The 14,968-nt window shown below is 56.2% G+C and carries 12 protein-coding genes and 1 riboswitch; of the genes, 3 read left to right on the forward strand and 9 right to left on the reverse strand.

Annotation, left to right across the window (positions count from 1 at the left end; genetic code table 11):
• Nucleotides 1–4 precede the first annotated feature (4 nt).
• From thiQ to sgrR, 4 genes are all read right to left on the reverse strand, one after another.
• Complete coding sequence (gene thiQ / locus AC07U6_RS06270) at nucleotides 5–706, reverse strand: thiamine ABC transporter ATP-binding protein ThiQ (RefSeq protein WP_494761539.1); 702 nt, start codon at nucleotides 704–706, stop codon at nucleotides 5–7.
• Nucleotides 690–2,300 carry a thiamine/thiamine pyrophosphate ABC transporter permease ThiP gene (gene thiP, locus AC07U6_RS06275; RefSeq protein ID WP_494761540.1) on the reverse strand — a complete coding sequence of 537 codons (1,611 nt, stop codon included), beginning with the start codon at nucleotides 2,298–2,300 and terminating at the stop codon, nucleotides 690–692. The genes thiQ and thiP overlap by 17 nt, the downstream gene beginning before the upstream one ends.
• Complete coding sequence (gene thiB, locus AC07U6_RS06280) at nucleotides 2,276–3,259, reverse strand: thiamine ABC transporter substrate binding subunit (RefSeq protein ID WP_494761541.1); 984 nt, start codon at nucleotides 3,257–3,259, stop codon at nucleotides 2,276–2,278. Before thiB ends, thiP begins: the two co-directional genes overlap by 25 nt.
• Nucleotides 3,260–3,297: 38 nt before the next feature.
• A riboswitch (TPP riboswitch) is annotated at nucleotides 3,298–3,415 on the reverse strand.
• Between the two features lie 36 nt (nucleotides 3,416–3,451).
• Nucleotides 3,452–5,116 carry an HTH-type transcriptional regulator SgrR gene (gene sgrR, locus AC07U6_RS06285; protein WP_494761542.1) on the reverse strand — a complete coding sequence of 555 codons (1,665 nt, stop codon included), beginning with the start codon at nucleotides 5,114–5,116 and terminating at the stop codon, nucleotides 3,452–3,454.
• 250 nt (nucleotides 5,117–5,366) lie between these two features.
• Here sgrR and AC07U6_RS06290 point away from each other — a divergent pair, with 250 nt between their 5' ends.
• Entirely contained in the window at nucleotides 5,367–6,551 is a 1,185-nt protein-coding gene (locus tag AC07U6_RS06290; RefSeq protein ID WP_494761543.1) for an MFS transporter, read from the forward strand.
• Nucleotides 6,552–6,981: 430 nt separating this feature from the next.
• Here the strand turns inward: AC07U6_RS06290 and leuD are convergent, their stop codons facing one another.
• The 5 genes from leuD to leuL all read right to left on the reverse strand — a co-directional run bounded on the left by leuD (nucleotide 6,982) and on the right by leuL (nucleotide 11,834).
• On the reverse strand, nucleotides 6,982–7,587 hold the full coding sequence (gene leuD / locus AC07U6_RS06295; RefSeq protein ID WP_494761544.1) for a 3-isopropylmalate dehydratase small subunit: 606 nt from the start codon (nucleotides 7,585–7,587) through the stop codon (nucleotides 6,982–6,984).
• Between the two features lie 9 nt (nucleotides 7,588–7,596).
• Nucleotides 7,597–8,997: a 3-isopropylmalate dehydratase large subunit gene (gene leuC, locus AC07U6_RS06300; RefSeq protein ID WP_494764434.1), complete on the reverse strand. Its 1,401-nt coding sequence runs from the start codon at nucleotides 8,995–8,997 to the stop codon at nucleotides 7,597–7,599.
• Nucleotides 8,997–10,085 (reverse strand): 3-isopropylmalate dehydrogenase, encoded by a 1,089-nt coding sequence (gene leuB, locus AC07U6_RS06305; protein WP_494761545.1) that lies wholly within the window; start codon nucleotides 10,083–10,085, stop codon nucleotides 8,997–8,999. Before leuB ends, leuC begins: the two co-directional genes overlap by 1 nt.
• Before the next feature lie 2 nt (nucleotides 10,086–10,087).
• Entirely contained in the window at nucleotides 10,088–11,656 is a 1,569-nt protein-coding gene (gene leuA / locus AC07U6_RS06310; RefSeq protein WP_494761546.1) for a 2-isopropylmalate synthase, read from the reverse strand.
• A 94-nt stretch (nucleotides 11,657–11,750) separates the two neighbouring features.
• The gene (gene leuL / locus AC07U6_RS06315) at nucleotides 11,751–11,834 is read right to left on the reverse strand and encodes a leu operon leader peptide (protein ID WP_105595400.1); all 84 of its coding nucleotides are present in this window, start codon (nucleotides 11,832–11,834) and stop codon (nucleotides 11,751–11,753) included.
• Nucleotides 11,835–12,565: 731 nt separating this feature from the next.
• Between leuL and ilvI the strand changes: the two genes are divergently transcribed.
• Both ilvI and ilvN read left to right on the forward strand, forming a co-directional pair.
• Nucleotides 12,566–14,290: an acetolactate synthase 3 large subunit gene (ilvI, locus tag AC07U6_RS06320; RefSeq protein WP_494761547.1), complete on the forward strand. Its 1,725-nt coding sequence runs from the start codon at nucleotides 12,566–12,568 to the stop codon at nucleotides 14,288–14,290.
• A gap of 2 nt (nucleotides 14,291–14,292) precedes the next feature.
• On the forward strand, nucleotides 14,293–14,784 hold the full coding sequence (gene ilvN / locus AC07U6_RS06325; protein ID WP_494761548.1) for an acetolactate synthase small subunit: 492 nt from the start codon (nucleotides 14,293–14,295) through the stop codon (nucleotides 14,782–14,784).
• The last annotated feature ends 184 nt before the right edge of the window (nucleotides 14,785–14,968 follow it).

A 14,968-nucleotide genomic window follows, 5' to 3' on the forward strand; every position in this document is an offset into this window, starting at 1 on the left:
GAGATTAGCGGCGAGTAATCCCCAGAATCGCCGCTTCATCGACTTCGCCCTGCTGTAACTGTGTGGTGCTGCCGTCCCAGTAAACCCTGCCGTCAACAATCAGCAGGCTACGTGGGGCAATACGCGCCGCATCTTCAATGCTGTGCGACACCATCAGCAGCGTCATATTTCGCTCGCTGCATACCTCGTCAACCAGCCCCAGCATCTCTTTTCGCAGCGCCGGATCGAGCGCGGAAAAAGGCTCATCGAGTAACAGGATCGGCTGCTGCCTGACCAGACAGCGGGCGAGGGCGGTGCGCTGGCGCTGGCCGCCGGAAAGCTGATGCGGCAGTCGCTGGAGCTGTTCTTCCAGCCCGACGCGGCGGGTAATATCCTGCAGGATCTGTTTTTGCTGGTGGCTGAGTTTCAGGCCCAGGTGCAGCCCCAGCCCGATATTTTGTGCCACCGTCAAATGTGGAAACAGATTGTTTTCCTGAAACAGCATCGATACCGGGCGTCTGGCCGGGGGAGAGTCACGATGATCCTGACCACCCAGCAGAAGGCTGCCGCTGCTGGCAGGCAGAAAACCGGCAATCAGGCTCAGCAGCGTACTTTTCCCGGCTCCGCTGGGGCCAAGAATCGCCAGCCGTTCACCGGCCTGTGCGCTAAAGGTAAAGCGCATCGGCAGATGGTTATAGAGGTAGGTCAGATTAGTCAGGCTTAGCATGGCGCCCCGGCAGTTTTTCAATCAGGGTGAACAACAGGAAGCAGAGCAGCAGCAGCAGCAGCGCAGTGACCGCACCCTCGCTGCTGCGGTAGGAACCGATCTGCTGATGAAGATAAAACGGCAGCGTGCGGAAGCTTTCATTCCCGAACAATGCGACGACGCCAAAATCACCAATCGACAGCACGCAGGCAAACGCCAGCGCCTGGGCCAGCGGCCGCTTCAGCGCGCGCAGCTCAATCAGCCTCAGGCGGTTCCAGCCGCGAATATCCAACGAAAGACACAGGCGGTTATAGCGTTCGGCCATGTCGCGCAGCGGGTTTTCCAGCACCTTCATTGCGTAGGGAATGGCCATCAGCGCGTTGGTAAAAATCACAATGCCGTCCGCCGACTGCGGCAGGCCCACCGTAGCGTTGAGAAGTAGGAAAAATCCGGTCGCCAGTACGATGCCGGGCATGGCGAGGATCAGCATACCGCTCAGCTCCAACGTCTGCCCCCAGCGGGGATGCTGGCGCAGGCGCAGCTCGCGGCTGCTCCATAGCAGCATCACCGTCAGTATGACGCTCAGCACTCCGGCACCCAGCGCAATGCGCAGTGAGGTAAACGTGGCCTGCCAGAGCGCGGGCTGAATCAGTACGCCGCTCAGCCCCTGGCGCAGCCCGTCAACGACGACCGCCAGCAGCGGTGGCAGGATCAGCAGCAGCGCCAGCGTAATTAACAGGCCGTCCAGCAGCCGGGCACGCCAGCTGTCTTCCGGATTCCGCCAGCCGCCGAGGCTGTCGCTTCCTGCGGGTAGCGCCTTATTCAGCCGCTGGCTCAGCAGCACCAGGCCCAGGCAGCAGGCCATCTGCAGCAGCGCCAGAAGCGCAGCCCGGCTGGGATCGTAATCAAAGCTCAGCGCCTGAAAGATGGCCAGCTCGATCGTGGTGGCACGCGGCCCGCCGCCCAGCGACAGCACGGTGGCAAAGCTGGCAAAGCAAAGCATGAAAATCAGCGCCCCGGCGGGCAGGATCTGGCGACGAAGCCACGGCCATTCCACAATGCGGAAGTGTGACCAGCCGTGCAGACCAAGCTGGGCCGCGAGCTGGCGCTGCTCGCCGGGAATGTGTTGCAGCGCCTGGAGCAGCAGCCGACTGGCCAGCGGCAGATTAAAGAAAATATGCGCCAGCAGAATGCCCTGCAGGCCGTAGGGGGTAAAGGTATAGTCGATGCCGATCAGCGAACAGAACTCCGCCAGCCAGCCGCTGCGGCCATACACACTGAGGATGCCGAAGACGGCAACCAGCACCGGCAGTACCAGCGTCATGGCGCACAGGCGCAGAAGGGTGCTGCGGCCGGGAAAGCGGCGGCGATAAAGCGCTCGCGCCAGCGGGATCGCGGGCAGTACGGACAGTAGCGCTGAGAGCAGTGCCTGCCAGAACGAAAAGCGCAGTACGTGCCAGATATAGCTGTCTGACATGACGCTGCGCCAGTCGCTCTCCGGCGCATTAAACCACAGCGACAGAAACGCCAGCAGGGCGATTCCGGTCAGCAGCAGCGCCGTCAGACCGCCCGGAATCATCCAGCCGGGGATCAGCGGCTGACGGCGCGTTGCCATTCACTGATCCACTGGCTGCGCTGGCTGGCGACGTCCTGAGCGCTGTATTGCAACGTCGTCGTCGGCACGGTCAGGGTATCGAACCCCGCCGGTAATGTTGTTTTAATGGCCGGATACATCCAGTTGCCGGTGGCAATGGTGTTCTGGAAAGCCGGAGTCAGCAGGAACTGCATAAACTCCTGCGCCAGTTTCGGTTGCTTGCTGGCTTTCAGCTGACCGGCCACTTCCACCTGCAGGTAATGGCCTTCGCTGAAGTTGGCAGCGGCGTACTGGTCTTTCTTCTCTTCGATGAGATGGTAAGCAGGGGACGTGGTGTAGCTCAGCACCATATCGCTTTCACCTTTGAGGAACAGGCCGTAGGCTTCACTCCAGCCTTTGGTGACGGTGACGGTTTTCTGAGCCAGTTTCTGCCAGGCTGCCGGTGCCTGCTCACCATACACCTTCTGCATCCACAGCAGCAGACCCAGGCCCGGCGTGCTGGTGCGCGGATCTTCGTAGATCACTTTGATTGGGCGGTCGCTCTCGACCAGCTCTTTCAGGCTTTTTGGCGGATTTTGCAGGCGGGTTTTGTCGTAAACGAAGGCGAACCAACCGTAGTCGTAGGGCACGAAGGTGCTATTTTTCCAGCCGCCGGGCACGTTGCTGCTTTCGGTATTGACCTGGCTGGCGGCGAACAGGCCGGTTTTTTCTGCCGCATCCAGCAGGTTATTGTCCAGCCCCAGAACGACGTCGGCCTGGCTGTTTTTTCCTTCCATTCGCAGGCGGTTGAGTAACGATACGCCATCGGCCAACGCAACAAACTTCAGCTCGCAGTTACACTGCGCTTCAAAAGCTTTTTTGATTGCCGGGCCGGGGCCCCAGTCGGCGGAGAACGAGTCGTAGGTATAGACGGTCAGCGCGTCTTTCGCTGCGACGGGCAGCGAGAACAGCACCAGCAGAGGTAAGATTTTTTTTAACACTTTGCGTTCCTTGAAAAGAAGATGCGCAAAGGATCTGAGTAAACAGCACTCTCAAATCCCTACGCCGGTATGAGCCGGATCAGGTTCGACGGGTTTTCTCTCAGCGATATACCCTGCTACCGCGCAGCAGGGTATATCGCACCCCGTTGAGAACGGCCTATTCTAGTGAGATCGTTCCGCTAACGAAAGCACTCATGACTCATCCGGCGGTGCAAACCAGGCGGATTTGAAATCGAACCAGCCCAGGGTATTCATTCTCACCCCGCGCATGCTGCGCTGGCCATGCAGCTGCAGCCAGTGGTGAAACAGCGGATGCAGGTAATGATTGTCGATTAGCTGTTTACTCCAGTCGGCCAGCGGAAGCTTCTGCTCCCGCCACTGCTGCGCATCCTGCTGCCAGTCGATGGGAATGCAGTGATGCATCAGCGGAACTTCATACAGTAGCGAGAACAGGGAGAACTCCAGCGGCAGCGTAAAGTTGGCGCTACCCAGCCAGATATCGCTCTCGGCGTTACCCTGATGCCAGCTTTCATAATCCAGTTCCTGGGTTATCAGCGCCACACCGTGCGCGGCAAGAACAGGGCCCAGGGCGTTGGCGATGCCCTGGTGTTCAATCTGATCGCTGTACCAGGTGATCGTCAGCGAATCTAACCCCTCTGGCTTGTTGCTCATTTCCATATCATGGCGATGATGCCAGCGCGGCAGCAGGCCCCATGCCGGGAACCAGTAGCGCTGATAGGCAATCCCGCTGTGGTTAAGCAGGGCGATCGGGTTGAAGATTGAACTTAGCCAGCGGCGAACAGCTTCGTTCCGGCCCAGCTCGGAACGCTGGTCAAACAGCAGAAAGTAGCAGCCTTCCTCCAGGCGACTCTCTTCCGGCTGCTCATCGGTATCATGACTTTGCAGCTTCACGCCGGAGTAAACCAGCTCGTCGCTGATCTCGGGCAGGACCCAGATATTGACCTCGTCGATCAGTGCGCGATAGCCAAAGTAGTCATCGAAGGCGCTGATACGCAGCTGGCTCTGCTGGTTGTGCTCGACGGCATAGGGACCGGTTCCCGACGGCTGACGGGCGAAGTTGCGCATAAACGGCCACTCTTTTGGCAGGATCATCGCGTTGACGCTGGCCAGCAGCCACGGAAGCCAGCTGTCGGTATGTTTGAGGTGGATGTCCAGCATCCACGGACTGTTGGATTCAATGTGTTCAAAGTGGCTAAACAGCGGCTGCTCTTTTAAGCGCTGCAGGCTGGCGATCACGTCTTCCATGTCCAGCTCGCGACCATGGTGGAAACGAATGGCCGGACGCAGAAAGAAGCGCCAGTGTAACGGGCTAAGCTGTTGCCAGTGATGGGCGATATCCGGTTCCACTTCCCCATTTTCCTCATTTATTCGCGCCAGACCACTGAAAATCTGGCGGGCCAGATGGGTTTCCGATCGCCGCAGCGGCGTGCCTGGCAGCAGGTTGAGGAGCGGACGGTAATAAAGGACGCGCAGAATATGTTTTCCCTGCCGGAAGCTGCGGCCCAGATGGGACAGCAGCATTTGCCGTATGCGGTTTTTATCCCCCACCAGTTGAACCAGCTGATCGATGCGGTCCTGTTCCAGCAGATCCTCCGCGCGCTGCTGCTGTAGGGCCAGCCCGGTATACAGAAAGATGAGCCGTGAACGCTTACCGCGCCCGGCCTCCGACTGCCACTCCAGCCAGCCCGCCTCCTGCATGGCATTCAGCAGATTACGCATATGACGCCGCGAGCAGCTGAGCCGTACCGCAAGATCGTTGAGAGTCGTCTCCTGCGGCTGGCCGTCGCAGTATTGCCAGAGACGGATAAATTGCTGCTGCAAACGCGGTGAGGACATAAAAGAGGAACTCCGTAGTGAAAGCGGTCAGTTTTTCCTGCCGTATATTATGGCGATAATGGCAACAGATGGAAGAGCGGGAGGCACTCTGCGGAGTGGCGCTTGGCCATCTTTAGTGGCTGAGGTCACTGATTTCTGAGTATGGTGCTGTTCACCAGCCAGCGGACAAAAATGTCGCTGGCTTTTTTCGTTGTTTCTCTTCTAAGCTTTTGCATTATTTTCCCTCTATTTATGCCAGTGAGGCATTGCTATGAAATCGCTGTTGGCGCGTCATCGTTTTAATCCGGTCTATCTGGCGTTTATGGCGATTACGTTTATGGTCGGCATTGCCGGTGCGCTTCAGGCACCGACGCTGAGCCTGTTCCTCAGCCGTGAGGTGGACGTACGGCCATTTTGGGTGGGGCTGTTTTATACGGTGAACGCGGTGGCGGGGATTGTGGTCAGCCTGCTGTTGGCGAAGCGTTCCGATAATCGCGGCGACCGCCGTATGCTGATTCTGTTTTGCTGCCTGATTGCCGTGGCAAACGCCGTCCTGTTTGCTTTCAATCGTCACTACCTGACGTTGATTACGCTTGGCGTGTTGCTTTCCGCGATTGCCAGCGTGGCGATGCCGCAGATTTTTGCTCTGGCGCGTGAGTATGCCGACAGTTCGGCGCGCGAGGCGGTGATGTTCAGCTCGGTAATGCGTGCGCAGATGTCGCTGGCCTGGGTAATTGGTCCGCCGCTCTCCTTCTCGCTGGTACTGAATTTTGGTTTCACTCTCATGTTTAGCATCGCTGCACTGCTGTTTGTGGTCTGCATCGCGATGATCTGGTTTACTCTGCCGTCGGTACCCAGAGTGCTGCCGACTGCAGCGACGCCGGTGGCTGAGATGAGCGGTTTAAAGAACACTGATGTCCGGCTGCTGTTTATCGCTTCGGTGCTGATGTGGTCCTGCAACAGTATGTACATCATTGATATGCCGCTGTATATCAGCAGCACGCTCGGATTGCCGGATTCGCTGGCGGGCCTCCTGATGGGGACTGCTGCGGGGCTGGAGATCCCGGTGATGCTGCTGGCCGGGCGCTACGTCAGGCGTACCGGTAAGCGCAATATGATGCTGCTGGCGGTTGGCTGCGGAGCGCTGTTTTACCTTGGATTGGTGCTGTTGCAGAATCGTGCGGCGCTGATGGTGTTGCAGCTGTTCAACGCGGTATTTATCGGCATTATCGCCGGAATTGGGATGATCTGGTTCCAGGATTTAATGCCGGGGCGGCCGGGGGCGGCGACCACGCTGTTCACTAACAGTATTTCGACCGGGGTGATCCTGGCCGGGATTTTCCAGGGGACCGTGGCGGAAAACTTTGGTCATCACGCGGTGTATATGCTGGCGTTTGCCCTGGTGCTGGTGTCGTTTGTGCTGTCGTGGCGGATTCGGGAAGCGCAGACGGTATAACAATGTTCGGTGCCTGGTTTATTTCGCTGAGAACCCGGTGCCCGGGCTGACCATTACGGGCAGATCGCCGGGTCGCCGTGAATCCTCCCTGGAGGCTTGGCTGCCGCATCCCTGCGGCAGACACCCGGCTAACCTGTCCCGTAATGGTCGGCCTTTCAGACAGCGATGTTGCTGCGAGAAATATCTGCTTTAACTACCAGATCAGTTTTAACAGACAGAGAACGGAAGGGCAGTGAAGAAAGACTCTGGTTTTACCTTTGCAGCAACGCATTGATTAGCAGGCAATCGGTGTGGGGCGGGTTCGCAGACCGTCGGGCGCATGGACGCGCCCGTCGAGGCTACAGGGACGTATTCACGCCGAGTCGGCGAACCCGCCCCACACCGATACGCCAGACACCAGGCTATCCGCGACCTCAAACCCACACCGCAATCAGCGTAAAAAAACCGGCTGCTTCTCTTCATAAGCACTAATCGCTGCATCGTGCTGCAACGTCAAACCAATCGCATCCAGACCGTGCAGCAGACAGTGACGGCGGAAGCTGTCGATCTCAAAACGATACGCTTTGCTACCCGCCCGCACCTGCTGATTCTCCAGGTCAACGGTCATCTGCATCCCCGGATCGGCGGCAACCATGCGGAACAACTCATCCACTTCGTCTTCCGCCAGCGACACCAGCAGCAGCTGATTATTGAAGGAGTTGTTGGCAAAAATATCGGCAAAATCAGAACCGACAATCGCCTGAATACCATAATCGGTCAGCGCCCAGGGCGCATGCTCGCGCGATGAACCGCAGCCAAAGTTTTCACGCGTCAGCATAATGCTGGCCCCGCTGAACTCCGGCTTGTTCAGAATGAAATCCGGGTTATCAATCTTGCCTTCTGCATCGCTGTAGCGCCAGTCGAAGAACAGATTGCGGCCAAAACCAGTACGGGTCACCATCTGCAAAAACTGCTTAGGGATAATTGCATCGGTATCGACGTTGGCCAGATCCATCGGCACCGCAACGCCGGTGTGTTGGGTAAATTTCTTTGCCATAATAATTCCTTACGCCAGCTCGCGAATATCTGCAAAGTGGCCGGCTACCGCCGCCGCCGCCGCCATCGCCGGACTGACCAGATGGGTACGCCCGCCGCGGCCCTGGCGGCCTTCAAAGTTACGGTTGCTGGTGGATGCGCAACGTTCTCCGGGGCTTAACCGATCGTTGTTCATCGCGAGGCACATTGAACAGCCCGGTAAGCGCCACTCAAAACCAGCATCGATAAAGATCTTATCCAGTCCTTCCGCTTCGGCCTGTGCTTTTACCGGACCAGAACCTGGTACCACGTAACCCTGCACGCCCTCGGCAATTTTATGGCCTTTCACCACTGCGGCTGCCGCACGCAGATCTTCAATGCGTGAGTTGGTGCAGGAGCCAATAAAGACCTTATCAATACGCACATCGGTCAGGCGAATACCGGGTTTCAGATCCATATAGGCCAGCGCTTTTTCAGCGGAGGCGCGCTCCACCGGATCGCTGAATGAAACCGGATCGGGGATCGGATCGCTAACGGCAATGACTTGTCCGGGGTTGGTTCCCCAGGTGACCTGCGGTGCGATATCCGCCGCTTCCAGCGTGATCACTTTGTCAAAGTGCGCGCCGTCATCAGACTTCAGCGTACGCCAGTAATCCACTGCCTGCTGCCACTGGTCATCTTTTGGCGCAAAACGGCGACCCTTCACATAGTTAAAGGTGGTGTCATCAGGCGCAACCAGGCCCGCTTTCGCACCCAGTTCGATGGCCATGTTGCACAGCGTCATACGGCCTTCCATGCTCAGCGATGCGACCGCCTCACCGCAGAACTCCACGACGTGGCCGTTGCCGCCGCCGCTACCGGTTTTACCGATAATCGCCAGCGCGATATCTTTGGCGGTAATCCCCGGTGCCGTTTTACCGCGAACTTCCACCTTCATGGTTTTTGCGCGCGCCTGCTTCAGCGTCTGCGTTGCCAGCACGTGCTCCACTTCGGAGGTGCCGATACCAAACGCCAGCGCGCCCAGCGCGCCGTGGGTCGAGGTGTGTGAATCGCCGCAGACGATGGTCATACCCGGCAGCGACAGGCCCTGTTCCGGGCCCATCACGTGAACGATACCCTGAAACTGATGGCTGAGATCGAACAGCTGCACGCCAAAGGCTTCACAGTTTTTGATCAGCATCGACATCTGAATACGCGCCATCTCACCACTGGCGTTAATATCCCGGCTCTGGGTAGAAACGTTGTGATCCATGGTGGCGAAGGTTTTTGACGGCTGGCGCACCGGGCGTCCGTGTGCACGCAGGCCGTCAAAGGCCTGTGCTGACGTCACCTCATGAACGAGGTGACGGTCGATATAAATCAGCGGTGTTTCATTGGGTGCTTCGTGCACGACATGCGCATCAAACAGCTTCTCGTACAGTGTTTTCATAATTATGCTTCGCGAATAAACCGGGCAATGATGTCGCCCATTTTATCGGTGCCGATAGCCTTGCCGTTGCCGGCTAAGTCACCGGTGCGATAACCCTCTTCCAACGCACGGCTGATGGCCTGCTCAATGGCATCAGCGGCGTTGCCTGCATCCAGGCTGTAGCGCAGCAGCAGCGCCAGCGACAGGATTTGAGCGATCGGGTTAGCGATATTTTTACCAGCAATGTCCGGTGCTGAACCGCCCGCCGGTTCAAACAGGCCAAAGCCCTGTTCGTTGAGGCTGGCTGAGGGCAGCATACCCATTGAGCCGGTAATCATCGCGCACTCGTCGGAAAGGATGTCACCAAACAGGTTAGAGCACAGCATCACGTCAAACTGCGACGGCGCTTTGATCAGCTGCATGGTGGCGTTGTCGATATACATATGGCTCAGCTCAACGTCCGGGTAGTCCTGCGCGACTTCGGTCACGATCTGGCGCCAGAGGATGGAAGACTGCAGCACGTTGGCTTTATCGATTGAGGTCACTTTTTTGCGGCGCTTACGCGCTGACTCGAAGGCGATACGGGCAATGCGTTCGATCTCGAAACGGTGATAAACCTCGGTATCGAAGGCGCGTTCGTGCATGCCGCTGCCTTCGCGGCCTTTCGGCTGGCCGAAGTAGATCCCACCGGTCAGTTCACGCACCACCAGAATATCGAAACCTTTGTCGGCAATGTCGCGGCGCAGCGGGCAGAACTCTTCCAGGCCCTGATACAGGCTTGCCGGGCGCAGGTTGCTGAACAGTTTAAAATGCTTACGCAGCGGCAGCAGTGCACCGCGCTCAGGCTGCTCTGCCGGAGGCAGATGTTCCCACTTCGGGCCACCCACGGAACCAAACAGAATCGCATCCGCCTGCTCACAGCCTTTTACCGTGGTTTCCGGCAGAGGTACACCGTGACGGTCAATGGCGATGCCGCCAACATCATATTCACTGGTGGTAATACGCAGGTCAAAACGCTGACGGATAGCATCCAGCACCTTACCTGCCTGTGCCATCACTTCCGGGCCGATACCGTCACCGGGTAAAACTGCGAGATGAAAGGTTGTGGACATGGTTACACGGTTTCCTTTTGATCCTGTTGAGTCAACTTACGTTGCAGTTCCTGCTCGACCTGGCGGGCGCGCCAGATATTGTTCAACGCATGCACCATGGCTTTGGCGGAGGATTCGACGATATCGGTCGCCAGACCAACGCCGTGGAATTTGCGTCCATTATATTTCACGACGATATCTACCTGGCCCAGCGCGTCTTTACCGTGACCTTTTGCGGTCAGCTGATAGTTGATCAGTTCAGCGTCAAAATCGGTAATGCGGTTGATGGCCTGGTACACGGCATCGACCGGGCCGTTGCCGGTTGCGGCTTCGGTTTTCTGTTCTTCACCGCACAGCAGTTGCACGGTGGCGGTAGCAATGACGCTTGAACCGGACTGCACATTGAAGGTATCCAGCGAGAAGAACTCCGGCTCTTCCGACTGTTTGTTGATAAATGCCATGGCTTCCAGATCGTAATCAAAGACCTGGCCTTTCTTATCCGCCAGCGCTTTGAAGTCTTCGTACAGCGTATCCAGATTATAATCCGATTCGCTGTAGCCCATCTCTTCCATACGGTGCTTAACGGCTGCGCGACCGGAACGTGAGGTCAGGTTCAACTGTACCTGCTTCAGGCCAATGGATTCCGGGGTCAGGATCTCGTAGTTTTCACGATTCTTCAGCACGCCGTCCTGGTGAATACCGGAGGAGTGAGCGAAGGCATTGGAACCAATTACCGCTTTATGCGCCGGGATTGGCATGTTGCAAATCTGGCTAACGGTCTGGCAGGTACGATAGATTTCCTGGTGGTTGATGCGGGTATGCACATTCATCAGCTGGCCGCGAGTTTTAATCGCCATAATGGTTTCTTCCAGCGCACAGTTACCGGCACGCTCGCCCAGGCCATTCATCGCACCTTCAATCTGGCGCGCACCGGCATTGACGGCGGCCAGCGCGTTGCCAACGGCCATGCCCAGATCGTCATGGGTGTGTACGGACAAAATCGCTTTGTCGATGTTCGGCACGCGTTCGCGCAACTGGGTGAAGATGTTTGCGTATTCGTAAGGCAGGGTATAACCGACGGTATCCGGGATATTGATGGTAGTGGCACCGGCGTTAATCGCGGCTTCCACCACACGGCACAGATCGTCAATAGGGGTACGTCCGCCGTCTTCGCAGGAGAACTCTACGTCATCGGTGTAGTTACGCGCACGCTTAACCATCTTCACCGCACGCTCGATCACTTCCGGCAGGGTACTGCGCAGTTTGGTCGCGATGTGCATTGGCGATGTCGCCAGGAAGGTGTGGATGCGATAGGCCTCGGCCACGCGCAGTGCTTCATAGGCTGCGTCGATATCTTTTTCCACACAGCGTGCCAGCCCGCAGACGCGGCTGTTCTTAATCTGACGGGCAATAGTCTGGACGGATTCAAAATCACCGGGTGAAGAAACCGGGAAGCCGACCTCCATCACATCCACGCCCATACGCTCCAGTGCCAGGGCAATCTGCAGTTTTTCTTTCACACTCAGGCTGGCCTGTAATGCCTGCTCACCATCGCGCAGAGTGGTATCGAAAATAATGACTTGTTGGCTCATGGGTTAATTCCTTGTCTTGATTACGTCGGGCCTGGCCGCGAGCATAAAAAAACCCGCGCATTGGCGCGGGTTTCTTAGGTCTTGCAGGCCTGAATCAGTGATTGATTCCGCCCACTCGTCTACCGCGCAACGAAGATGCGTTTAGTAGTAGACCGAGTAGGCGGATGGAACGAATCATTGACCAGACCTCATAAATTCAAAGTGACATTATTGATACCTGATAACGGGGCGGGCTGTCAACTTTCGCTATGGGGTTATTAGCGAGTGACCCGCAATGCCTTAAGGAAAATATTCTGGCGGCCGGCTGCACTTCAGAAGAATAGCCTGCTGAAATGTGATTTCGATCGAGAAATGACGGGCTTAACGATGATTTACTGCGTTATTTTTATTTTTAAATTATTGATTTTTATTATTTTAGTTGGTTTTTTTATGGTAATGGTTTAGGGTGATGGTTTAAGTTTTTTTGGATAAAAAAATTATCTTTTCTTTAAAAACCAGCAGATATAACTAAAAAAAACCAACAGCCAGCGCGGCCCTCTGTTTTTTTTATCCTACACCGTTTTAATAACAAAACGATCGCGCTGATAGTTATCTAAACCACAGTACATTCCGCTTTTATAACGCTTTATATTCAGTGTTATTGTCGATAGCAGAGCCCAGGCGGCAGAGTCTTAATCATCCCTTTCCGCACCCAGTGTGTGGTTTGCCGTTTGCCTGCCAGGTTTTCTACGGTTATGGTAATCGGCATAACCTCAAACCAAAAAAATGACCAGGGTTCTTCCCTGTATCTGGATTTTGGAAATGACTTCCAATTTCTGAGCATATAAAACACAGGTTTTGAAGTTATCTGGCAGCGTCCTGACAGGGGAGATGTTGGATAACTCAGTACCTTAAAGCCTGGAGGCAAAGATGGAGATGTTGTCAGGAGCCGAGATGGTGGTCCGATCGTTAATCGATCAGGGCGTAAAACATGTATTCGGCTATCCCGGTGGAGCGGTCCTCGATATCTATGACGCTCTGCAAACCGTTGGTGGTGTTGACCACATCCTGGTCCGCCACGAGCAGGGCGCAGTGCATATGGCGGATGGTTATGCGCGCGCAACCGGCGATGTCGGTGTAGTGCTGGTGACCTCCGGCCCGGGCGCGACTAATGCGATTACCGGTATCGCTACGGCCTATATGGATTCGATTCCAATGGTTGTGCTTTCCGGCCAGGTGATGTCCTCTCTGATTGGCTACGATGCTTTCCAGGAGTGCGACATGGTGGGAATTTCGCGCCCGGTTGTGAAGCACAGCTTCATGGTGAAGAGCGTCGAAGAGATTCCGACCATCATGAAGAAAGCCTTCTGGCTGGCAGCGAGCGGTCGTCCTGGTCCGGTTGTCGTCGATCTGCCAAAAGATATGATGAACCCGGCGAATAAACTGCCTTATGTCTGGCCGGAAGAAGTCAGCATGCGTTCTTATAACCCGACGACTCAGGGTCATAAAGGGCAGATTAAACGTGCGCTGCAAACGCTGTTAGCGGCGAAGCAGCCGGTGATCTATGCCGGTGGCGGCGTGATTAACGCAGCCTGCCATGAAGAGCTGCGTCAGCTGGCTGAAAAACTTAACGTACCGGTCACCACGTCGCTGATGGGGCTGGGGGCCTTCCCCGGTACTCATCGCCAGTGCGTGGGCATGCTGGGCATGCACGGCACCTACGAAGCCAACATGACCATGCACCACTCGGACGTGATCTTTGCCGTGGGTGTACGCTTCGATGACCGTACAACCAATAACCTGGCAAAATACTGCCCGAATGCCACCGTGCTGCATGTTGATATCGATCCGACATCAATTTCCAAAACCGTGTCCGCGGACGTGCCGATTGTTGGCGATGCGAAACAGGTACTGCAACAGATGCTGGAGCTGCTGGCGCAAAGCGATGCGCAGCAGAACTATGACAATCTGCGCGACTGGTGGCAGCGTATTGAACAGTGGCGCGCGCGTCATTGCCTGGAGTTCGATCGCACCAGCGATAAGATCAAGCCGCAGGCGGTTATTGAAACCATTTGCCGCCTGACCAAAGGCGATGCTTACGTTACCTCCGACGTGGGGCAGCATCAGATGTTTGCTGCGCTTTACTACCAGTTCGACAAACCGCGCCGTTGGATCAACTCGGGTGGTCTGGGTACGATGGGCTTCGGCCTGCCTGCTGCGCTGGGCGTGAAGCTGGCACTGCCGCAGGAAACCGTGGTGTGTGTGACCGGTGACGGCAGTATCCAGATGAACATTCAGGAGCTGTCTACCGCGTTGCAGTACGGCATTCCGGTGCTGGTGCTGAACCTTAATAACCGTTTCCTCGGCATGGTGAAACAGTGGCAGGATATGATTTATTCTGGCCGCCACTCACAGTCGTATATGGAATCGCTGCCTGACTTCGTCCGTCTGGCGGAAGCGTACGGCCACGTGGGCATCTCTATCAACCGTCCGGAAGAGCTGGAGTCGAAGCTGGCCGAGGCGCTTGAGCAGGTGCGTAATGAGCGTCTGGTGTTTGTGGATGTGAATGTGGATGGCACCGAACACGTCTACCCGATGCATATTCGCGGTGGCGCTATGGATGAAATGTGGTTGAGCAAAACGGAGAGGACTTAATTATGCGTCGTGTATTATCGGTTCTGCTGGAAAACGAATCCGGCGCATTGTCCCGCGTGGTTGGGCTGTTTTCCCAGCGCGGCTACAACATTGAAAGCCTGACGGTTGCACCTACTGACGATCCAACGCTGTCGCGCATGACGATTCAAACCGTCGGCGATGAAAAGGTGCTGGAGCAGATTGAGAAGCAGCTGCACAAACTGGTTGATGTACTGCGCGTCAGCGAGCTGGGGCAGGGCGCATTTGTTGAGCGCGAGATCATGCTGGTGAAAATCCAGGCGACCGGTTACGGCCGCGAAGAGGTCAAACGCAGTGCGGAAATTTTCCGTGGTCAGATCGTTGATGTGACGCCATTGCTTTACACGGTTCAGCTCGCCGGCACCAGTGATAAGCTCGACGCCTTCCTCAATACCGTACGCGAAGTTGCGGAAATTGTTGAAGTTGCGCGTTCAGGTATCGTTGGCGTGGCACGCGGCGAGCGCATCATGCGCTAATCCTCCCTGACGATTTTACAGACAGTCTGCTAACCCGGCGTAATGCCGGGTTTTTTTATTTTTTGCTCAATTGCCCCCGCCGCCGATGAAAAGCTGTTGCCCGCTAAACTATTCTGCGGTTAGATGTTATAAACGACTTATCCATAGATGTGCTGTGGCTATTGGCCGCAGTTACGCGACAGAA

It is taken from the genome of Erwinia sp. GW821-FHT03D09 (assembly GCF_059420805.1).